This is a genomic window from Thermodesulfobacteriota bacterium, assembly GCA_026415035.1.
Taxonomy (GTDB): Bacteria; Desulfobacterota; BSN033; order BSN033; family UBA1163; genus RBG-16-49-23.
On sequence record JAOAHX010000007.1, the window covers coordinates 94,767 to 116,318 of the forward strand.

The 21,552-nt window shown below is 56.2% G+C and carries 16 protein-coding genes and 1 pseudogene; 14 read left to right on the forward strand and 3 right to left on the reverse strand.

Annotated elements, in window-relative coordinates; genetic code table 11:
- Nucleotides 1–2 precede the first annotated feature (2 nt).
- The 10 genes and pseudogenes from N3G78_06365 to N3G78_06410 all read left to right on the forward strand — a co-directional run bounded on the left by N3G78_06365 (nucleotide 3) and on the right by N3G78_06410 (nucleotide 11,018).
- Nucleotides 3–1,064, forward strand: a pseudogene (locus tag N3G78_06365) (glycoside hydrolase family 99-like domain-containing protein).
- Nucleotides 1,062–3,548: a glycosyltransferase gene (locus tag N3G78_06370; protein ID MCX8117533.1), complete on the forward strand. Its 2,487-nt coding sequence runs from the start codon at nucleotides 1,062–1,064 to the stop codon at nucleotides 3,546–3,548. Before N3G78_06365 ends, N3G78_06370 begins: the two are co-directional and overlap by 3 nt.
- The gene (locus N3G78_06375; GenBank protein MCX8117534.1) at nucleotides 3,545–5,326 is read left to right on the forward strand and encodes a tetratricopeptide repeat protein; all 1,782 of its coding nucleotides are present in this window, start codon (nucleotides 3,545–3,547) and stop codon (nucleotides 5,324–5,326) included. The genes N3G78_06370 and N3G78_06375 overlap by 4 nt, the downstream gene beginning before the upstream one ends.
- Before the next feature lie 115 nt (nucleotides 5,327–5,441).
- Nucleotides 5,442–6,275 carry a flagellin gene (locus tag N3G78_06380; GenBank protein ID MCX8117535.1) on the forward strand — a complete coding sequence of 278 codons (834 nt, stop codon included), beginning with the start codon at nucleotides 5,442–5,444 and terminating at the stop codon, nucleotides 6,273–6,275.
- Nucleotides 6,276–6,344: 69 nt separating this feature from the next.
- On the forward strand, nucleotides 6,345–6,704 hold the full coding sequence (locus N3G78_06385; protein MCX8117536.1) for a flagellar protein FlaG: 360 nt from the start codon (nucleotides 6,345–6,347) through the stop codon (nucleotides 6,702–6,704).
- Nucleotides 6,705–6,810: 106 nt separating this feature from the next.
- Nucleotides 6,811–8,415 (forward strand): flagellar filament capping protein FliD, encoded by a 1,605-nt coding sequence (fliD, locus tag N3G78_06390; protein MCX8117537.1) that lies wholly within the window; start codon nucleotides 6,811–6,813, stop codon nucleotides 8,413–8,415.
- An 82-nt stretch (nucleotides 8,416–8,497) separates the two neighbouring features.
- Complete coding sequence (gene fliS / locus N3G78_06395) at nucleotides 8,498–8,926, forward strand: flagellar export chaperone FliS (GenBank protein MCX8117538.1); 429 nt, start codon at nucleotides 8,498–8,500, stop codon at nucleotides 8,924–8,926.
- Between the two features lie 5 nt (nucleotides 8,927–8,931).
- On the forward strand, nucleotides 8,932–9,372 hold the full coding sequence (locus N3G78_06400) for a hypothetical protein (GenBank protein MCX8117539.1): 441 nt from the start codon (nucleotides 8,932–8,934) through the stop codon (nucleotides 9,370–9,372).
- 14 nt (nucleotides 9,373–9,386) lie between these two features.
- Nucleotides 9,387–10,100 (forward strand): response regulator, encoded by a 714-nt coding sequence (locus tag N3G78_06405; protein MCX8117540.1) that lies wholly within the window; start codon nucleotides 9,387–9,389, stop codon nucleotides 10,098–10,100.
- 168 nt (nucleotides 10,101–10,268) lie between these two features.
- Nucleotides 10,269–11,018, forward strand: a complete 750-nt coding sequence (locus N3G78_06410; GenBank protein MCX8117541.1) for an ATP-binding protein — start codon at nucleotides 10,269–10,271, stop codon at nucleotides 11,016–11,018.
- Between the two features lie 10 nt (nucleotides 11,019–11,028).
- Here N3G78_06410 and N3G78_06415 read toward each other — a convergent pair whose 3' ends face one another.
- The 3 genes from N3G78_06415 to N3G78_06425 are packed head-to-tail and all read right to left on the reverse strand — an operon-like array spanning nucleotide 11,029 to nucleotide 12,916.
- On the reverse strand, nucleotides 11,029–11,856 hold the full coding sequence (locus N3G78_06415) for an OmpA family protein (GenBank protein MCX8117542.1): 828 nt from the start codon (nucleotides 11,854–11,856) through the stop codon (nucleotides 11,029–11,031).
- Between the two features lie 28 nt (nucleotides 11,857–11,884).
- Nucleotides 11,885–12,664, reverse strand: coding sequence for a flagellar motor protein (locus tag N3G78_06420; GenBank protein MCX8117543.1), 780 nt, complete (start codon nucleotides 12,662–12,664; stop codon nucleotides 11,885–11,887).
- A 51-nt stretch (nucleotides 12,665–12,715) separates the two neighbouring features.
- Nucleotides 12,716–12,916: a flagellar FlbD family protein gene (locus tag N3G78_06425; protein MCX8117544.1), complete on the reverse strand. Its 201-nt coding sequence runs from the start codon at nucleotides 12,914–12,916 to the stop codon at nucleotides 12,716–12,718.
- A gap of 176 nt (nucleotides 12,917–13,092) precedes the next feature.
- Here N3G78_06425 and N3G78_06430 point away from each other — a divergent pair, with 176 nt between their 5' ends.
- The 4 genes from N3G78_06430 (at nucleotide 13,093) to N3G78_06445 (ending at nucleotide 21,545) form a co-directional block, all read left to right on the forward strand.
- Complete coding sequence (locus N3G78_06430) at nucleotides 13,093–15,372, forward strand: chemotaxis protein CheA (protein ID MCX8117545.1); 2,280 nt, start codon at nucleotides 13,093–13,095, stop codon at nucleotides 15,370–15,372.
- A gap of 77 nt (nucleotides 15,373–15,449) precedes the next feature.
- A complete protein-coding gene (gene glgP, locus N3G78_06435; protein ID MCX8117546.1) occupies nucleotides 15,450–18,002 on the forward strand; it encodes an alpha-glucan family phosphorylase in 2,553 nt (850 codons plus the stop codon).
- Between the two features lie 11 nt (nucleotides 18,003–18,013).
- Nucleotides 18,014–19,225 (forward strand): HDOD domain-containing protein, encoded by a 1,212-nt coding sequence (locus N3G78_06440; protein MCX8117547.1) that lies wholly within the window; start codon nucleotides 18,014–18,016, stop codon nucleotides 19,223–19,225.
- 289 nt (nucleotides 19,226–19,514) lie between these two features.
- A complete protein-coding gene (locus N3G78_06445; GenBank protein ID MCX8117548.1) occupies nucleotides 19,515–21,545 on the forward strand; it encodes a PAS domain S-box protein in 2,031 nt (676 codons plus the stop codon).
- The last annotated feature ends 7 nt before the right edge of the window (nucleotides 21,546–21,552 follow it).

Below are 21,552 nucleotides of genomic sequence, written 5' to 3' on the forward strand. Positions count from 1 at the left end.
TGATGTTTCATCTCCAGGAAGAAAAAAAGCCCCACAAGATTCGTCTGATTACGTTTTATTTACCTCAATATCATCCCATCCCAGAAAATGACCAATGGTGGGGAAAAGGATTTACAGAGTGGACCAATGTTACAAAAGCAAGGCCATTATTTGAAGGCCATTACCAACCCCATCTGCCAGCCGACCTCGGCTTTTACGATCTCCGCCTTCCCGAGGCCCGGAAGGCCCAGGCCGAACTGGCGAGGGAATACGGGATCTACGGGTTCTGTTACTACCACTATTGGTTCCTGGGGAAGCGATTGTTGGAGAGGCCCCTCGAAGAGGTGTTGCGGACCGGGGAACCGGACTTCCCCTTCTGTCTCTGCTGGGCCAACGAAAACTGGACCCGGGCCTGGGATGGCCAGGAGAGAGAGGTCTTGTTGAAGCAGGAGTACAGCGAAGAGGACGACCTCCGGCACATTCGATGGTTGGCCGAGGTCTTCCGAGACGAGCGCTACATCCGAGTGGACGGGAAGCCTCTCTTCCTCGTGTATCGGGCAAGCCTCCTGCCCGATCCCAAACGGACCACCGAGGTGTGGCGAGACGAGGCCCGCCGGCTGGGTCTCGGGGAACTCTACCTTTGCAAGGTTGAGTGCACTATGGAAGAGCACGGAGACCCCGCTCTTTGGGGATTCGATGCCTGTGTCGAGTTTCAGCCAGACTGGACCCGTTTGGGAGAGAGGATCCTGGAGCATCCTTCCCATTTTCGACACATGGTCTACCGCTACGGGGACATTGTCGAAAGAATGCTCCGGAAACCGCCCGTTCCTTACAAGAGGTTTCCCTGCGTCACGCCCTCTTGGGACAATGCGGCGAGAAGGAGATCTGGGGCCGTCATCTTCATCGACTCCACTCCAGAACGATACGAACGTTGGCTCAAAGAGGTCCTTCTCACTTGGAATCCTCCCTCCCCTGAGGAAAATCTGGTTTTCATTAACGCCTGGAACGAGTGGGCGGAGGGGAACCATCTCGAACCGGACCAGAGATTTGGAAGGGGGTACCTGGAGGCGACCCGAAGGGCTTTGTGGGCGGCCGATCCCATACCCGATTGGATCTCTGCGGATGCCCTCTATCGAGACTGCACATCCCTCGTCGAGAGAGGCCGGCTGAAGGAGGCCATTGCGGGCCTGGAGAAATTGTTGAACTTATGGCCCCTCCATGCCTCTGCCCATAACGACCTGGGGGTCCTCTATTTCCGGGAGAGGGAGTTCCAAAAAGCGAGACACCATTTGGAAATGGCCGTGAAACTTGCCCCCGACGACGTGGACTTCAGGAGGAACCTGGCGGATCTCCTTTTCGAGACGGGACACCCCGAAGAGGCGATCCGTCTCTGTGGAGAGATCCTCCGAGAGAGGCCCGGGGGGATAGAGGTTCCCTTGGAAAGGGCACAGGGTTTGGAGGGAAGGCCGGAAGAGGCGGGGGGTGAGGCTCCCTTTGTTTCGGTGGTCCTTCCGGTATGCAACGCCCTTGGGATCGTTGAGAAGTGCCTGAAGTCCTTGATCCGATCCCTTCGAGAGGTCCGGTATGAAATCCTCGTCATCGACGATGCCTCGACGGATGGGACGGCCGAATTCCTGGGAGAGTTGAAGAGCCCTCTTCTGAAGACCACCTTTAACAAGGACCGGTTGGGATACGTCGAGGCCTGCCGCTTCGGGGCAAAGATGGCATCCGGGAAATTTTTGCTCTTCCTTTCCCAGCATACCGAAGTCTCTCCCGAATGGCTGGCCGGCCTGCTCCGCCAAGCCCAATCCTTCGAAGATCTGGGCGCGGTCAGCTCGAAAAGGACCTCTCCTCCGGAAAGCTCCCTCCATTTGGGGGGCTCCGGGTCAAGGGTCCCATCCGGAAGCCTCCTGCTGGTTCGGAGGGATCTCTGGGAGGCTACGGGGGGATTCCACCAGCACTACTGCTTCGGCCATTTCGAGGACGCGGCCTTTCTTTCGGAAATCGTCAAAAAGGGGTTCAGGGTCTCCTCCCACACCTTCCTGGATTCTCCCTCGGACCCCGGGGAAGTGGAACCCCCCAAAGGAGGGTCTCACCAAGTAGATCCTTTCCCATCGGAGAAGGTTTTTCCTCACCCCCGAGATCGGTTGGTCTCCATCGTCTTGTTGGTTTGCAACCAAATCGAATACACCCAGAGGTGTCTCGAGAGCCTTTTCTTGCATACAGACATCCCCTTCGAATTGATCGTGGTGGATAACGGTTCGACGGATGGGACGCTGGAATACCTCAGACAGGTTCGGGAGGGAAGGCAGAAGGTCGGGGGGTGGCGTCTGGAGGTGAGCGAAGCCGGGGAGGTAATGAGGGTCACGGATGCGCGGAAAAAGAGGGAGAAGAAGGTCTCCGGCAAGCGCCCATTTTTTTGTAGGCGTTTCAAGATCCTCCGAAACGAGAAGAACTTGGGTTTTGCAAGGGGGAACAACCAAGGGATGGCGGAGGCAAGGGGCCATTACATCCTTCTGATGAATAACGACGTGGTCGTGACGCCTGGGTGGCTGAGGGCCATGGCCGAAATCGCAGAGAAAAGGCCTGAAATCGGCTTGGTCGGGCCGATGACCAATTCCGTCTCCGGTCCCCAGCTGGTCGAGAAGATCGGCTACGATCCCGTCTCGTTGTCGGGCCTCGAGGGATTTGCCCTTGAGTTTTCGGAGAGGAACCGAGGAAGATCCAGGCCCTTCTGGAGGGTCGTCGGGTTCTGCATGCTCATCAAGCGGGAGGTGATCGAAGAGATAGGAGGGTTGGACGAGCGCTTCGGCCTTGGAAACTTCGAGGACGACGATTTCTGTCTCAGGGCGAAACTGGCCGGGTTCGAATCCTGGATCGCCGAGGGATGCTTCGTCCACCACTTCGGCCACAAGACCTTCGAAGGGGCGGGGATCGACTATCGGGAAAGCCTCCTCAAAAATTGGGAGGTTTTTAAGAAGAAGTGGGGGATTCCCAAGGAGGTCCCTTACGGAGTTCCTCTGGATCTGACCCCGATCCTCCATCAGGGGTATTCACGGACGAAGCATTTTTATCCCTTGTTTCCAGAAGATTTCTCCCTCTCCCTCGGAGAGGCCCTTTTCAAAACGGGAGATCTCGAAGGGGCCCGTCTTGTCTTCCAACGCCTCTTAAATCGGAACCCCATGGAAATAGATGGGTGGAACAATTTAGGGGTCATCGCTTTCCAAGAGGGGGAGATCGAAAAGGCGATCTCCCTATTTAGAAAGGCGTTGATTCTCAGCCCCGAACATCCCGAAGTTTTGGAAAACCTCGGCCTATGCCTCCTGGCCAAGGAGGACTACGAAGAAGCAAAGTCCCTTTTCGAGAAGGCCCTGGCCCTCCGACCGGATTCCCTCTCCTTGCTCAACCGCTTCGGCCAATGTCTCATCCAGAGAGGAGATTTCAGGAAAGCGGAGGAGGTCTATAGCCGCTCCTACGAGCTCGATCCGAGCCAGAAAGAGGTTGGGGAGATCCTTTCGGAACTCCAACGGTTGAATGGGGCCGAAAAAGAGAGGAGGGCATCTCTATGAGAAAGAGAGAACGCCGTGGCAAGCCCACGTCCTCCCATTTTCCTCCTCCCGCCACCCTCTCTTTGTGCCTGATCGTACGAAACGAGGCCCGAAATATCAGCGATTGCATCAACCCGCTCCGGTCCGTGGTCGAGGAGATTGTCGTGGTGGACACGGGCTCAACGGATGATACCAAAACGATCGCAACAGGGTTGGGGGCAAAGGTTTTTGACTTCCCCTGGCGGGACGATTTCAGCGCTGCCCGGAACGAGTCGATCCGGCATGCTTCGGGCGATTACATCCTTTGGCTCGATGCCGATGACCGGATGGATCCGGGGGAGATCCGGAAACTCGAAAGACTCAGAGGGCGCCTTACGCCCGCAAAGGACGAGGCCTACTTCTTCCTCATTCGGAACCTATCCCAGGTGGACGGAGAGACCCAGTTTCAGCAGTTGAGGATCTTTCCGAAGATCGAGGGGGTCTATTTCGAAGGCCCGATTCACGAACAGATCTTTCCACGCCTCAAACTCCTCGGTGTGAGGATGGTCGAAACGGACATAGAGATCCTGCACCAAGGATACCAAACCCCCGAGGAGGTGCTCCGAAAATCCCTAAGAAATCTTAGGATGATACAGACCGCCCTCGATAGGGACCCTGAAAATGTCTTTCTGCATTATCAAGCAGCCCGAACCCTGGCAGGACTCAACCGGTTTAAGGAAGCCATCGGCCATATGGCAAAGGTCGTCCAACACCCCGAAGTCCGGCAAAATGAGAGGCGCTTTTGCTTCGAGGCAACCCTTCTTCTAGCACAGTGGGAGATGGAGATGGGTGACTATGGAGAAGCGAACCGCCTGCTCGAAGAGGCGGCTGCCCTCGGAGAAGGAAGTCCTCTCCTCCATTTTTACAAGGGGGACTTATTCTTTCGGATGAGAGAGTATCCGAAGGCCATCGATGAGATGTCCGCCTTCCTGAGGGTTCCCCAAAGGGTAGGGACGATTCCCGTAAGCCTCGATTGGCTTACCCATTATCCCTATTTTGTCCTCTGGCTGAGTTATCGGAGATTGGGGGGGATGGCTCAGGCTGAAGAGAAGCTTCACGCTTTGTTCTCCCAACCCCGAACTCACCCAAAGTGCCTGGAGGAGATGGGGAATCGATGCCTCCAAGAAGGGCTTTTTCTCGAAGCAGCCCAATTTTACCGAAAGGTCATCGAGGAGGGGGGAACCGGGGAGACCACTTTTTCCAATCTCGGCCTCGCCTTATGGAAGGCGGGCGTCCCTGAAGAAGCGGAAAAGGCCTATGAAAAAGCCCTGGCGTTGAACCCCCAGAGGTTGGAGAGTCTCACCAACCTCGGACATCTTTACCATCGCAGAAAGGATTACGAGAAGGCCATTGGATGTTTTCTGAGGGCCCTCGAGCTTGATCCAAACCTCCTCGATGTGAGGCTCGCCCTGGGAGAAATCTATTTTTGTCTCTACGATCCCGATCGCTTGGTGGAGCAGTGCGATCAATTGCTCAAATTTCTCTGCCTCCCTCGGAATTTCGTCATCGAAAGCCTCAAGGATGTGAGCCTCTTATATCAAACGATCGGGGAAGCCCTTCTCGAGAAAGGGCAGATCCAGAACGCTCTGAAGGCTCACGCCCTCTCCTTTCTCATGAGTCCTTCCCGGGAGGGGATGGAGAGGCTCTTCGAGTTGGGGAAATCCCATGGCCAACTAAAAACCGTCTTGGAACAGATCGAAGAGGCCCTGGCCATCCACGGGGCGCCCTCGGGTCTTTTAGAGGCGAAAAGGGGGATTTAAGTTTTCCCTCTCCTCTGACGATAATAAAGGTGAAGAAAGTCCGGACTTTCCTTCACCACACATTTTAAACCCGGGCAGGGACGCCCGGAAATCTTTTATCCAAGGAGGAGAGACTATGGCGCTTAGAATTAACACCAATGTGGCGGCGTTAAACGCGCATCGTCAGCTGGCCGATACCGATGCCAGGTTGGCGGTCTCCATGGAAAGGCTCTCATCGGGCTACCGAATCAACAAAGCAAAAGATGACGTGGCCGGCCTCGGAATCGCCAATAAGTTCAGAATGGAGGTCCGAAGCCTCCGGATGGCCCAGCAGAACGTCTCCCAGGCGACAGCGATGCTCCAGCTCGCTGAGGGAGGGGTTCAGAAGATCGAGACCATTGTCGAAAGGTTGAAGGAGCTTGCGACGCTTGCAGCCTCGGACAACACCGACGATAACGGCCGGACCCAACTGCAGGCTGAAGCAACGGCTTTGTTGAACGAAATCGACCGGATCGCCTCGGATACGAGATATGGCAACACTGCAATGATCAGTACCGGAACCAGTTTCACATTCCAGATCGGATCCGGCAATACACCGACCGAAGATCGGATCACCGTTACTACCACAAGGGGATTGAAGTCAAGTGATTTGGGACTGAGTGCATTCAATATCTCAACTCTCAGTGGCGCTCAGAATGGAATCAACCTCTTGGATACCGCCCTCGATCGGGTGAACGCGGTAGCAGGGGAGATCGGTGCGGCTCAGAGCCGACTGGAGTTTGCGGCAGCCAACCTGGCCATTTCGGTGGAGAACATCGCGGCCTCCGAATCGACGATTCGGGATGTGGATATGGCCTTCGAAATGGTCAATTTCACGAAGAACCAGATCCTGCTGCAGGCGGGCACGGCCATGCTGGCTCAGGCCAATATGGCCCCGCAGAGCATCCTGGCCTTACTTGGCGGACGATAACCCTAACCCAGGGGGAGGTGGAAAGCTCCTCGCCTCCCCCTTCGCTTGATTCTCAGGGAGGGGGCTGAGATGGAGATCCCCGCCATTAAAGCCGCACAACTTCAGACCGCTTCCTCGGAGCCGGTTGAAAAACGGACAAACAAGGCCTCCCCTCCTTTAGACAGGGAGGTTCCTTCAGGGGAGTTCGGATCGAAGATCACCCAAGCCCAGGAGGAGAATATCCGACAGGTTGCGGAGAATCTCAACGAGTTTATGAGGAGCATCGATTACAACCTCCAGTTCATCCCGGACCGGGAGTCGGGGATAGTCATCATCAAGGTCCTCGACGGCAACGGAAAGGTCATCCGCCAGATTCCTCCCGAGGCGATCCTATCTCTTTCCGCGAGGATCGGGGAAAGCATCGGTGTTTTGTTCAACTCTAAATTGTAATTCCCATGAACCTGCTTCGTTCTCTCCCTTACCTCTTTATCCTCGAAGTGAGATTTCTCTGTCTCAAGGGCCGGATAAATTTTTTTAAGCTCACCCGGAGGTTCAAATGGCTGGGACCAGTTTCGTGAGCGGTCTTGCCAGTGGCCTCGACTGGCGGAACATCATCGACCAGCTCCGAAGGCTTGAGAATAAAAAGGTCGACCTGATCAACCAAAAAAAGAAGGAATACGGGGAGAAGGTCACCGCCTGGCAGGAGATCAACAAGAAGTTGCTCTCCTTAAAGACCAAAGCGGAGGAATTGAATTCGAGTCAGGGGTTTGGCCTTTTCAAAAGTATCCTCACTTCCAACAGTACCACAAAGCCTGAGGAGATCCTCTCTGCCACCGCCGGGGAGGAGGCCTCGGCCGGGATCTATCAGATTGTCGTCCACCAGCTGGCCAGGGCCCAGAAATATGCCTCTCAGGGATTCGCGAGTCAGACGAGCCCTTTAAATTTCGAAGGGGAACTCCTCATTAACGGGAAAAGCCTCGTCGTTTCTCCGACAGATTCCCTTTTGACGATCCGGAATAAGATCAATGCCTTGAACACCGGGGCCGACCCTTCGAAGGTCACCGCGACCCTTCTCCACTACGGAGGGCAGGGATATCGTCTGGTGTTGACGAGCGACCTGGAGGGGGCTGCCGGGATGAGCCTCCTCAATGGGGCTTCAGGAAATCTCATGGGAGCCCTGGGGCTGACCGAGATCCAGTCGGGAGCCGATGCCCATCTCTCCGTGGACGGCATCGCCCTCTTCGTCCCTTCAAATGCGGTTCGGGATGTGATCCCAGGAGTCATCCTCAACCTTAAAAAGGCCCAGGCCGATACCACCGTCACAGTGAAGATCGAAAGGGATCATCTCGCCATCAAAGAGAAGATCAAAGAGCTGGTCAAGGCCTATAACGAGGTGGTGGAGGCGATTCAAACCCAGTTTACCTACGATGCGGAGAAAGAGAAGACCGGTGGCCCCCTTTTTGGGGATAGTGGTTTGAGATCGATCCGGGCAGGGCTGTCGCAACTCATCCTGAACCCGATCCCCGGGGCCCAGGAGGCTTTTTCAACCCTCGGGATGATCGGGATCAATCTGGACCAACAGGGGAAGCTGAAGATCGATGAATCGAAGCTTCAGGACCATCTTGAGACCCACTTTGACGATGTCCGGAGATTGTTCGCCTTCCAGTGGACCTCCACCAGCAGCCATCTCACGTATATCCACCATTCCCGGGAGACGAAACCGGGGACGTACTCGATTCGGATCACCGGGTTGAATCCGGTGGCAGGCTATTTTGTAGAACCGGGGGATGCGATCGGGGAAGGGGAGTATTTGAAGGGGATCTCGGGCGATGCGAAGGGGTTGGTCGTGCGCTATTCAGGCCAAACGACAGGGACGATCGGAACGGTTACGTTGAGCTTCGGGGTCGCAGAACTTCTTCAGCGGACCCTCCATCAGATGACCGATTCCTTGGGAGGTCTCATCGCGGCTAAAACGAGGGGCCTCGAGGAGACGATGGCCAGGATGGACAAGGATATCGCCCAGATGGAGTTAAGGATTAACCGGAGGATGGAGGAGCTGGAGCGCCAATTCATCACCATGGAGACGGCCCTGAGCCGATTGCAAAGCCAGACGAACTGGTTGGCGAGCCAGATTCGAAACCTGAATCGTAATTGGCAATAAGGTCACCAGGAAGAGAACCGGGTGGAGAAGTTCGATGGAAGGATAGGAGTTGCGAAAGGTTATAGGAGGTTGCTTCGGCATGATGGGGATTGGCTATCAAGCTTACGAAAGATCAAAGCTCTTGACCTCGGATCCGAAACGGCTGGTCCTCCTCTGTTATGAAGAGGCGGTCCGAAGTTTAGAGGAGGCGAGGGCGAGATACCTTTGCGAGGATTATGAGGCCAAAGCCAGAGCGGTCCAGAAGGCATTAGATCTGCTCAACCACCTCAGGGAGGCGCTCGATTTTGAAAAGGGAGGGGAGATTGCGAGAAATCTCGACCGCCTCTATGGGTTTATGATCGCTCACCTCCTTAAGAGCGACCAGCGAAAAGATGTCAAGGGGATTGACCAGGTTTCCAAGATGCTCCAAGAGCTGAAGTGGGCTTGGGAAGAGGCGTTCCGCCAGGTCCCCGCCCTTTCCGAGGAAGAAAGGGTATTATCCTCCCCGCTTCCGGGAGTTTCGATCCGGTGACCTCCATGGATTTCGATCGTGCTCATGACGCGCTGACCGAGAAACTGGGAGCCTTAAGGGCATACCTTTCCGCCTCGCAGGAGATGAAGAACTGCCTGGATCGGCAGGAGACCGACCAGATGCTTCGTTGCCTGGCCACTCGGGAAGGGCTCATCGAAAGAATTAACCGTATCGATGAGACGCTGGATAGGATCCTAAAGGAACCCTTCTTTCTCGTTACGGGGCGGGAGGGGCCTGAGTGGAAAGGGGTCGCATCCCTCTGCCGATCGATCGAGGAGACCCTTGATCAGATACAGAAGATTGACCAGGCCTGTCGGGAGAGGCTCTCCGATTTAAGAAGTGAGATCGGAACGGCCATACGAAAGGTCAGCCAAGAGAGGGCCACCCTCCACCACTATAGAAGGATCGTGAGCCATCCCCCAACCTTGATCGATCTGCGAAGATAGATGATCATACTTCCATGAACCCTGCCCTCCCGCAACCGATTCGCATCTGGATCGCAGAGGACGAGGACGAACTCCGAGAGCTTTTAAAGGATTTCCTCATCCAAGAAGGTCGGGTGATCCGGACCTTTCGAAACGGGGCCGAGGTGGTCACGGCCCTCGATCGAGACTCCCTCGATCTCCTCCTCACCGATCTGGTGATGCCGGAGGTGGACGGGATCGAGCTTCTCCACCGGGTCAAGAGACGCCATCCCGATTGCGTCGTCATCCTCATGACCGGCTACGCCTCTCTCGACTCTGCCCTTCAGGCGATCCGGGGAGGGGCCTACGATTACATCCGAAAACCCTTCAAGTTGGAAGAGCTTGCAATCCTCATCGAGAACGCCTGCGAAAAGATCCGGCTCCATCGGGAGAACCGAGACCTCCTCCGGATGCTCAGGGAGACCAAAGAGGAGCTCGAGCGGCTCAAAGGGGTCTGGGAGGACCATCTGGACCAGGTGCTCCGGGTCTGTTGGCTGATGTTCAGGGAGAAGAGGCCGCCGGAGATCGACTGGATCGTCAAACAGATTCAACCTCCTGTCTTCGATCCGGATCCCAAGAGGAACAAGGTAGATGAAAGGGCCATCGAAAGTCTCCAACGTCTGGTCGACCTCAGACGTGAGGGATCGATCACGGAGGAGGAATTCTCCACCTTCAAACAGGTGCTGATGAGAAGGTTGAAGGAGGGTTGAGACTCAAGCGGCGTTGACAAACAAGGTGCCTCTGAGTTAAAAAATTTCAAAAACGCATGGTTTGGGAACCGTTTTTTGTTGGAGTTTTTGATTTACCCAAGCATCCCAAATCCCCCTTTTAGAACTTAATCCTATGAAGCCCATCCCGAAGTGCTTTTAAGACTTCCCATGTCCGATTTCCAACGGATCGATGACATCGAAAAGCTCCTGCTTGTCCTCCGGGATCGTTCTCGGATGGCCAGGCTCGGTTCCCTCATCAGAGGGGTTGCCCATAATCTGAACGGGACCCTCCAGGTCCTCTCCATGCAGGCGGAGATGGTCCAACGGATCGCCCATCGGCTTGACGAGAAGACCGTCTCCACCCTTAGAGAGAAGGTGGAGCATTGCGTGGGTCAGATCGACAAGCTGAGGGAGATGTTGCTCATCCTTCAGATGGCCTCGCCTTCGAACGAGGCGACCGAGGTCCAAAAGGTTCATATCAACGAGGTGCTTGAAAAAACGGTGGGGCTTTTCCACCACCATCTCATGTTCAAGCACCAGATCGAGGTGAAGAAGAACTTTTCAAGTCGCATCCCCTCCCTTAAAGGGCATGCGATCGATTTTGAGGAGGGGCTTTCGAACCTGATCGAGAATGCGATCGAAGCGATGGAAGAGACCTCCCAAAAGATCCTTACCTTGACGACCAGGGCGAGCCAAGACCACATCCAGGTCGTGATCGGCGATACGGGGTGTGGAGTCCCTGAATCCCTTCGGCCGAAACTGTTCACCCCCTTTTTCACGACCAAAGATGGAAGCCATTACGGGCTGGGGCTCTATATGGCTCGACGGCTCTTGGCCCCCTATGGCGCCACGATCGAACCCCATTTCAAAGAGGGAGAGACCCTCTTTTCTGTCAAGATCCCTCTCCGCCGCTCTTAAAAGCCATTCTTTATATCGGGTTCTTCTGCTCCGAGCCCGGTTCCTTCTGGGGTTCGGTCTCCATCTCCTTCTGGCTCAGGATGACGAAATCGACCCTCCGATTCTGCATCCTGCCTTCCGGGGTTTGGTTCGTGGCGATGGGCCGATATTCTCCATATCCCGTGGCGGAGAGGCGTTCGGGATCGAACTGGAAGTGCTCGAGAAGGTATCGGACGATCGTCGTGGCCCTCGCTGTGGAAAGCTCCCAGTTGGAGGGAAATCTGGGGGTGTGGATGGGCACATTGTCGGTATGGCCTTCGATCCGGACATGGTTAGGGACCTTCTCGAGGGTCCGGCCCAGGACCTGGAGGATGGGTTCCATCTCAGGCCGGATGGTCGCCTCCCCGGAGTTGAAGAAGATATGTTCGGAGATCCGGATGACGAGCCCTCGCTTTTCGAGGATGAAACGGATCTGGTGGGCCAGGCTGGTCGTGATCTTGGAGGAGGGGTTCTTCGAGAGCTCCTCGATCCCCTTCTTGACGTCTTCGGCCATTTTGACGAGAGCCCGTCCATCGGCGGTATAGGGTTTCCCCTCGATGGGCGTCAGGCTGAAGTGGATGGGAACGACCTGATTTGGAAAGACCCCCGGCTCCTTCTGGGTCATCTGGATGGGCATGACCGAGCCCAGGGCCCTCTGCAGGGATTCCACCGCGGAGCCTAATTTCTTTCCATCGACCCTCGACACCGAATACATCGTCACAAAGAAGGCGAAGAGGAGGGTGATGAAGTCTGCATAGGAGACGAGCCACCGCTCCATGTTTTCATGCTCTTCCTCATGGTGCTTCTTCTTTTTCGCCATCGGGATGGACCGACCTCCCCTCTCTTTCTTAACCCTTCGACTCCGAAGCGAGGAGGCCCTTCTGTTTCTCTGTCAGAAAGGCCCTCAGCTTTTCTTCGATCAACCTGGGGTTTTCACCCGTCGAGACGGAGACCACCCCTTCGAGGATCATCTCTTTCAAAATCATATCGTGACGATGCCTCAGCTCCAACTTGCTGGCGATGGGCAAAAAGATCAGGTTCGCCGATCCCACGCCATAGACCGTCGCCACGAAGGCCACCGCGATCCCTGAACCCAATTTGGAAGGGTCGTTCAAATTTTCCATCACGTGGATGAGTCCGAGGACGGCCCCGAGGATCCCGATGGTGGGCGCATATCCCCCGGCCGCCTTGAAGACCTTTGCACTCATCTTTCCATGTTCATCGAGATACCCCAACTCGGTCTCCATGGCCTCCCGGATCGCATGGGGTTCGATGCCGTCGACGGCCAGGGTGAGGGCCTTTCTTAAAAAGGGGTCATCGATATTTTTGAGCTCCTTTTCGAGCGAGAGGATTCCCTCTTTCCGGGCCTTGTTGGCATAGGCGGTGATCTGCTGGATCATCTGGCGGGGGTCGTGCCTCGGCTCCTTGAGGGCAATCTTGACCCCTTTGAAGGCGTCCATGACGCCCTCGAAAGGAAAGCTCACGAAGACCGCCCCTAAGGTTCCTCCGAGGACGATGATGGCGGCCGTGATCTGCATGATCGACCCCACATGGCCGCCTTCCAGGGCCTGACCCACGAGAATCGCTCCGATGCCGCCGACTAAACCGATCAATGTCGCCTTATCCATGGATGCCCAAGGTTTTGGCTATCGCTACATCGCCTTCCATCTTCGGGGAGATTATTCGATCGGGATCGACGGATTGAAGATGGACCGACGGTAATTGAGGACCCTGTGAATCACTTCGCCCACCGTCTCCTGGACCGTGATCTTCTCGCCATTGGAGAGGGTGATGATGGTGTCTGGGGTTTCTTCAATGAAAACGATTAGATCCGGATTAAGCACAATGGGCGTGTTATTGAGCCGGGTGACGGTAATCATCAAGGGTGCCCTCTCTTGAAGGATTCAATCTATTCATCGGCTTCGGGGAATCCGAACTTTAGTCCAATTTAAGGAAATTCTGGATTGACCCGATAAAGAGATTGATCAACGAAGAAGAAGGGGGATCAACCAGAAATCGATCCCGAGCCTTTGGATGAAAACGAGGAGGATGGGGAATGGAGGATAAGATGGAATGGTCGGCACTGATCGAACAATTGTCCCTTCAAAGTGTGATGGTGGAAGCGGATGATCTTCCGGGATTGGGCGAAATCCTTCGTCTCCTCGAAGAGGTGGAGAACCAGGATGGGGTTAAGGGGCATCCGAGCCTTGGGCCTTTGATCCGGGGTCTCCGGAGATTGGTCGAACGGATCATTCTCAATGAGGTCTCGGACTCCCAAGGGGCGATCGGTTTGCTCCGAAGGGGGGTCAAATGGATGCAGTCCCGCCTCCTCTTTTCGGAGAGATCCAACGGCGAGGAGGAAGAGGAGTTCTGGAAAAGTTGGAGGTCCCTCACCGGAGAGGAGGCCCCGGTGGAAGGCCAAGGGGATACCTCACCTGACAAAAAGACAGCCCCCGCCCCCGTCACCCTGGATCAGGATCTTGACCTCTACAAAGACTTTATCTCGGAATCCCTTGAGCATCTCGGGACGATCGAGCTCAATCTGATCAACCTTGAGCAGTCCCCTGACAACAAGGAGTACATCAATTCCATCTTTCGACCATTCCACACGATCAAAGGGGTTTCGGGATTTCTCAACCTCCAGGAGATTCAAAAATTTTCCCACGCCATGGAGTCCCTTCTCGATGAGGCCCGAAACGGGAGGCTCCAAATCACCCAGGCGATCATCGACTTCATCCTCGAATCGGTCGACCTTCTGAAACAGATGATCCTGGATCTGAGAGGCCATATCGAATCGGGACAAATCGGGACCTCCTCTTTTGACTTGGACCCCTATCTCCAACGGATCGAGGCTTTTAAAAAAGGTCGACCCATCTGCGAGGAATCCAAGGACTCCGGAAGCGTCGAAAAGGACGTTTCGATTCCCATCGACGAAGAGAAAACGCCCCGCCTCGGCGAGATCCTCACCGCCAAAGGAACGGTCTCCCCCGAGGACATCACCGAGGCCCTCAAGGCCCAGGAGAGTCAGGAGGAGCCTTTGAAATTGGGTGAGATCTTGATCCGGGAGAAGAAGGCCTCTCCGAAGGAGGTCCTCGATGCCCTGAGGGAGCAAAAAAGGGTGGTCTCCCAGTTCCGAGAGACGTCGGTCAAGGTGGACACGGACAAACTGGACAATCTGGTCGATCTGATCGGCGAGCTGGTGATCGCCCAGTCCCTGGTGGAACAGAATCCCGTTTTCTCCTCCCTGAGAGACCAGAAGCTCCTTCGGGATTTTTCCCAGCTGAAGAGGATCACCAATGATCTGCAGAAAATCTCCATGTCCCTCAGGACCGTTCCCATCCGCCAGACCTTCCAGAAGATGGTTCGGCTGGTGAGGGACCTGGCCAAGAAATCGAAAAAAGAGGTGGAGTTGGTCATGTCCGGCGAGGAGACGGAGATCGATCGAAATATGGTGGAGAGCCTCTACGACCCCCTGGTCCACATGATCCGGAATGCCATCGATCACGGCATCGAATCGCCCGAGGAGAGGCGGGCGAAGGGCAAACCGGAGACGGGAACGATCTTTCTCAGGGCCTACCAGAAGGGGGGGAATGTGGTGATCGAGATCGAGGATGATGGCCAGGGCCTGAACCGGGAGAAGATTCTCAAGAAGGCCCGGGAGAGGGGGATCGTTTCGGATGAACCCCTGGCGGAGCACCAGATCGACCACCTCATCTTCGAGCCGGGGTTTTCGACCGCGGACCAGATCACCGACATCTCCGGGCGAGGCGTTGGGATGGACGTGGTGAAGAAGTCCATTGAGCAGTTGCGGGGAAAGGTCGAGATCTTCTCCCAGGAGGGGAAGGGCACCCGGTTCATCATGCGCGTTCCCCTCACCCTTGCCATCATGGATGGCATCATCGTGCGGGTGGGAGAGGAGCGGTATATCATCCCCACCGTTTTTGTAAAAGAGACATTGAAGCCACGGAGGGAGGAGGTCTATTCGGTTCACCAGAGAGGCGAGCTGGTCAAGGTCAGGGAGAGTCTGCTGCCCTTGGTCCGCCTTTACCAGATCCTCGGCGTGGCCACGGCAAAGCAGAATCCATGGGAGACTTTGCTCATCGTAGCGGAGAACGAAGGGGTTCAGAAATGCCTGATGGTGGACGACCTGGTCGGGAAGCAGGAGGTCGTGATCAAGAATTTAGGGGAGAAGTTGAAGGATTTGAAGGGGGTGGCCGGAGCCACCATCATGGGGGATGGAAGGGCGGGCCTCATCCTCGATATCCACGGCCTTTTTCAGATCGATCAGGGGCCTTCCCCGAGAAACGGAGGCGGTGGGGTAGCCCTCCGATCCTGATGAAAATGTCTTGCAAGGGGGGGAGAAGATTGGGTAAAAAGGGGATATCCAAATTTCATTGACGAGGATGGCCGACCATGAGAGACATCACCCTGTTTACCGTGGTTCCCCGGATGCCCGAGAGGTTGAGACCCTTGGAGGAGATGGCGAGAAACCTCTGGTTCGCCTGGAATTTGGAGGCCATCGACCTTTTCCGGTCCATCGATTCGAACCTCTGGGAGGAGAGCGGGCACAATCCCGTGGCCCTTCTCGGAAAGCTCGAAAAGGAGCGGATCGAGGAGCTCGTGGCCGACGAGGGATTTTTGCTCGAGATGGACCGAATCTATCAGGAGTTCAGACATTACTGCCTCGAGAGGAAACCCTACCAATTCGGCCTTGAGACCCCTGCCGATTTCACCGTCGCCTACTTTTCTGCCGAGTATGGCCTGACCGATTGTTTGCCCATCTATTCCGGGGGGCTCGGGGTCCTCTCTGGCGATCACTTGAAATCGGCGAGCGATCTCTGCATCGATGTCGTGGGCATCGGCCTCCTCTACCAGAAGGGGTATTTCCGCCAATACCTGAATGCCGACGGCTGGCAGATGGAGACCTATCCGGATAACGATTTTCACATCCTCCCCGTCGAACTCGTCAGGGATTCCCAGGGAGCCCCGCTCTCCCTCTGGGTGGAGATCGAGGAACGGAAAGTGACGGTCCGGATCTGGAAGATCCAGGTGGGCCGGGTCCCGCTTTATATGCTCGACACAAATACGGTAGAAAACGAAGAGAGAGATCGGGACATCACCTCCACCCTGTACGGAGGGGATGGGGCGATGCGCCTGAAACAGGAGGTGGTCCTCGGCATCGGCGGCATCCGGGCCCTGGAACGGCTGGGCATCACGCCTTCGGTCTATCACATGAATGAAGGCCACTCCGCCTTTGCCCTCCTCGAGAGGATCCGCTCCCTCATGGAGAAACACCCCCTCTCCTTTGATGAGGCGAGGGAGGCGGTTCGCACCAACAGCGTCTTCACCCCCCACACGCCGGTCCCCGCCGGGATCGATGTCTTCGACCGCAACCTGATCGCTTCGATCCTGGGGCCCTATATCCGCACGCTTGGCATTTCGATCGATGATTTTATGGCGATGGGGATCGAGGGGGAGAGGGGGGCGGACCGGAGCTTCAATATGGCGGTCCTGGCCCTCAGACACTCAGCGAGATCGAACGGCGTCAGCCAACTCCACCGGACCGTCTCCAGGCGGATGTGGAGCCACCTCTGGCCGCAGGTGCCCGAGGCCGACATCCCGATCGACTCCATCACGAACGGGATTCACACCCCGTCCTGGATTTCAAACGACCTGGCCGGTCTTCTCGACCGCTACCTCGGAAGGCGCTGGGCAGAGGACCCTGACAACCGGAAGATCTGGGAGAGGGTCGATCGCATTCCCGATTCGGAACTCTGGCGGACCCACGAAAGGCGGAGGGAGCGTCTGATCAGCTTTGCCCGGCGGAGGCTGATCGAACAGCTCCTCCATCGGGGGGCCAAGAAGGGAGAGGTTCAGAAGGCCTCCGAGGTCTTGAACCCCGAGGCCCTCACCATCGGATTCGCCAGGAGGTTTGCCACCTACAAAAGGGGAGACATGATCTTGAGCAATCCGGAACGCCTGGCGAAGATCCTCAATGATCCTCAGCGCCCGGTCCAGATCATCTTCTCCGGCAAGGCCCATCCCCAGGACCATCCGGGGAAGGAGGTGATCAAGAATATCATCCATCTGGCCCGGAGGCCCGAGTTCAGGGATCGGATCGTCTTCATCGAAGATTATGATCTCAATGTGGCCCGTTACCTCGTCCAGGGCGTTGACGTCTGGCTCAACAACCCCCGACGCCCCCTCGAGGCGTGCGGGACGAGCGGGATGAAAGCCGCGGCCAACGGCGCCCTCAACCTGAGCATCCTCGACGGGTGGTGGGCCGAGGGCTATGCCTCCGGTCTGGGATGGGCGATCGGCGGGGGAGAGGAGTATGAGGATGAGGAGCTTCAGGATCGGATCGAGAGCGAGGCGACGTACGACCTCCTCGAAAAGGAGATCGTCCCCCTCTTCTATGAGCGAGGCCGGGACAACCTGCCCCGAGAATGGATTCAGATGATGAAACAGTCGATGAAGACCCTGGCCTCCTACTTTAACACCCATCGGATGGTTCAGGACTATTTCCATCAGTTCTATTATCCCCTCTCCTCCTTGTGGGATCGGATCCGGGAAGACGGGTTCAGGGGCGTCCGGGAGCTCGTCCGCTGGATGAACAACCTGAGGGCGAACTGGGGTCGGATTGAAATCCTGGAAAAGAGGAGCGAAGTGAGGAGGAGCCTGGCCCTCGGCGAGTCCCTCTGGGTGGAGGTGGATCTCAGGCACCCAGGGTTGATCCCCCAGGATCTGAACGTCGATCTCTACTGGGGGCCGGTCAACTCAAAGGCCGAATTCTTGGACCGTTTCTTCGTCCCCATGCGTCCCGAGAAACAGAACGGACCGCTGACGACCTTTCGGGGGGAGATCCCTTGTCAGAGGGTCGGCCGCTTCGGGTTCCGGATTCGGATCCTCCCCCACCATCCTTTTCTGAGCAACCCCTTCTCCATGGGCTTGATGTTGTGGGGGTAGAGGGGGGATGAATGGATACGTTCATTGCCAGGCAACCCATCTTCGATATGAAGATGAGGGCCTATGGTTATGAACTTCTCTTTCGTTCGGGGCTGGAGAACGTCTTTCGTCACCCCGATCCCAATCAGGCCTCCTCCAAGGTGATCTCGGATACCTTCTTCCTCCACGACCTCGCTTCCCTCACCCGGGGGAGGAGGGCCTTCATCAATATCACCCGGGACCTCCTCCTCGAGGAGCTTCTCTTCCTCATTCCGAAGGAGAAGCTCGTGGTAGAGATCCTCGAAAATGTCCCGCCCGACGAGGAGGTCGTCCGGGCTTGCGAAAAATTGAAACGGGCCGGATACCTCCTGGCGATGGATGATTTTGTCTACGACGAGCGGTACCAACCTCTGATCCGGCTGGCCGATTTCATCAAGGTCGACTTCTTGGCCACGAAGGAAGCCGAGCGGAGGGAGCTGGTCGAGCGGCTGAGCCCGTCGGGGGTTCGCTTTTTAGCCGAGAAGATCGAGACCGTCGAGATGTTCAGGGAGGCCAAGGCGCTCGGTTACAGCTACTGTCAGGGATATTTTTTCAGCCGGCCCAAGGTCATTTCGGGCAAGGACATTCCGGGGTTGAAGCTCCACTATTTACACCTGCTTCAGGAGATCCATCGACCCGAACTGGACTTTCCAAAACTGACCGAGATCGTCCGGAGGGAGGTCTCCCTTTCCTATAAACTCCTCCGCTATATCAATTCGGCCTTTTTCGGCCTGAGAAATAAGATCTCCTCTTTGAAACAGGCCCTTCTCCTTCTTGGGGAGAGGGAGATTCGGAAGTGGATTACCCTTGTGACCCTTGCCACCTTAGGGGAGGATAAGCCCGAAGAGATCGTTCTTCAGTCGATCTTGCGGGCGAAGTTCTGCGAATCCCTCGCCGGGTTGAGCGGTCTCTCCGACCGGTCGGACGACCTCTTCTTGATGGGGATGTTCTCCATGATCGACGGCCTGCTCGACCGGCCTTTGTCCGAGATTCTTGAGGGCCTCCCGATCGCAGAGGAGATCAAGGGGGCCCTCTTGGGAGAGGAGAACCGGTTAGGAGGTATCTATCAATATCTGCTTGCCTATGAACAGGGTAGGTGGGAGAGGCTTTCCGAGCTCGGAGACCGACTCCGGATCGATGAAACGAAGGTCAGTTCCCTTTATCTTGAAGCGGTGCGTTGGAGTTCTAAGTTCTTGGCCTCCTGATGAAGCGGCCTGGGGATCATCGAGGGGGCCGACCGTAGCGCGCCTGGCCAAAGCCCGCCCGATGGGCGGCGCGTTTCCTTCTTGGAACAGGGACGTCAATTCGTTGACATGTCTCCTACTGATCCGGGGTTGAGTCTTGGGCAGGCCATCGGGTTTTTAGAGCCAATTCGTATTTAAAATCATTGGGTTAAAAAATCCTTAGAAAGAAGAGGGTCGAAGAGGCTCTTGGCACAGGCTGTGCAATTTTGTTTGATTGAGAAATGAACCAGGAGATGGCGAAGGAGGTTTCATGGAAAGGGAACCGGCGTTTGAATCCCTCTCGTTTGCCCCTCTTTACGAAGAGACGAAGAGGAAACTAAAAGAGGTCACCCTCCTCTATGAGTTGACCCAGATCTCCCATTCAGCCTTGAGCGTCGATCAGATGCTCGGGGAGATCGTCCTCGGTCTTTGTGATTTTTTTAAATTCGAGAGGCTTGCGGTTTTGTTGATCGAGGAGGCCACCGGCCGATTCATACTCCATCCCGCTTCGGTCGGATTCTCGAAGGAGGAGATGGAGAGGTATTGCCTCGGGACGGGAAAAGGGATTACGGGGTGGGTGGCCGAAAAGGGCGTCGGCCTGTGGGTTCAGGATGGGCAAACGGATTCAAGAGATTTTGGAGACCGAAAGGATGTCGGGTCCGAAATGTGTGTCCCTCTCCTCGCAGGAGGGAAGGTGATCGGATTGCTCGATGTGCAGAGCGATAAGGGCCGCGCCTTTACGGAGGAGGAGTTCCGTCTTTTCGAGAAGGTTGGAGAGCACCTCGGACAGATCCTCGAGAGTGCCCAGTCTGAGGAGCGTTACCGGACCGTGGTGGAGAGCGCCCTCGATGGGGTCCTGGTGATGGGAGAGGACCATCGATTGACCTACGTCAACGAGAGGTTTGCCGGCCTTGTCGGCTACGAGAAGGAGGAATTGATCGGCCTCAACTTTCTCGCCTTGCTCGATCCGGAAAGCCAGAGACGATGGGAAGAGAGGGCTCTTTCCTCCTCCCAAGGCCCATCTGCCGCTTCCCCGTGTGAACTTCGCATCCTCCGGAAGAACGGCGAGATCCGGATGGTGGAGATGAACGCCACCCAGATTCGGGATCTCCATGGCAACCAAACCCAGATCGCCTTTTTGAAGGACATCACCGAGAAACGAAGGATGGAGGAGCAGCTCCTCCAGGCCGAGAAATTGAGGGCCCTTGGAGAGATGGTGAGCGGGGTGGCCCATGACTTCAACAATGCCCTTTCCATCATCTTAGGAAACGCCCAGCTTCTTCTGCTGGGTTCGAAAGACCCTGAGCAGATTCACACTTTGAAAGTGATCGAGAGGGTGGCCAAGGAGAGCGCCCAACGGGTTCGACGACTTCAGGAGTTCACCAAGAGCCAGGCGAGACAGGATCTTTCCCGAGTGGACCTCAACGCCCTCGTGAGAGAGGCCGTCGAGATCACCCAACCCAAATGGCGGGATGAGGCCCAAAGAAAGGGCCTCGCCATCGAGGTGAGGACGAACCTCGGAACCATCCCCCATGCCGCAGGAGACATTTCTGAGCTGAGGGAGGTCCTGATCCATCTGCTTTTGAACGCGATCGAGGCCATGCCTGAGGGGGGGACGATCGAGATCCAGACCTATCATCGAAACGGAAAGGTCTATCTCGCCCTTTCGGACACCGGCCAGGGCATGACCGAAGAAGTCCGAAAGAAGATCTTCGAACCCTTCTTCACCACCAAACCCTTCACCCACAGCGGCCTCGGGTTGAGCATGGCCTATGGCGTCATCAAACGATTCGGAGGGGAGATCGAGGTGATGAGCGAACCCCAAAAGGGGACCACCTTCCTGATCTCGCTCAGGACCGATGCCGTTGCCAACCCTCCCGAGGAATCGGCGGAGGCGGCGATGACCCACAGAAAAGCAAGGATCTTAGTGATCGAGGACGAACCCCAAGTCAGGGAGATCCTCTGCCGGGGCCTCTCAGCCTTTCAGCACCAGGTGACCGAGGCCCCGTCCGGAGAACAGGGGATCAAGCTTTTTCAGGAGAAGGAGTTCGACCTCGTCCTGACCGATCTGGGGATGCCCCACCTTTCGGGGTGGGAGGTCTGCAAGATCATCAAGAGCCTCCGATCGGACGTGCCGGTGGGGATGATCACCGGATGGGGAGAGGAGATCGATGAGCTGAAGCGGAGGGAGAGCGGGGTCGATTTCATCATCTCGAAACCTTTCGACCTGTCCCGGGTCCTTTCCCTGGTCGCCCGATCGATCGAGCAGAATTCCGCCTCCTCCTTATCCAAGTTGCCTTGAATCGGCC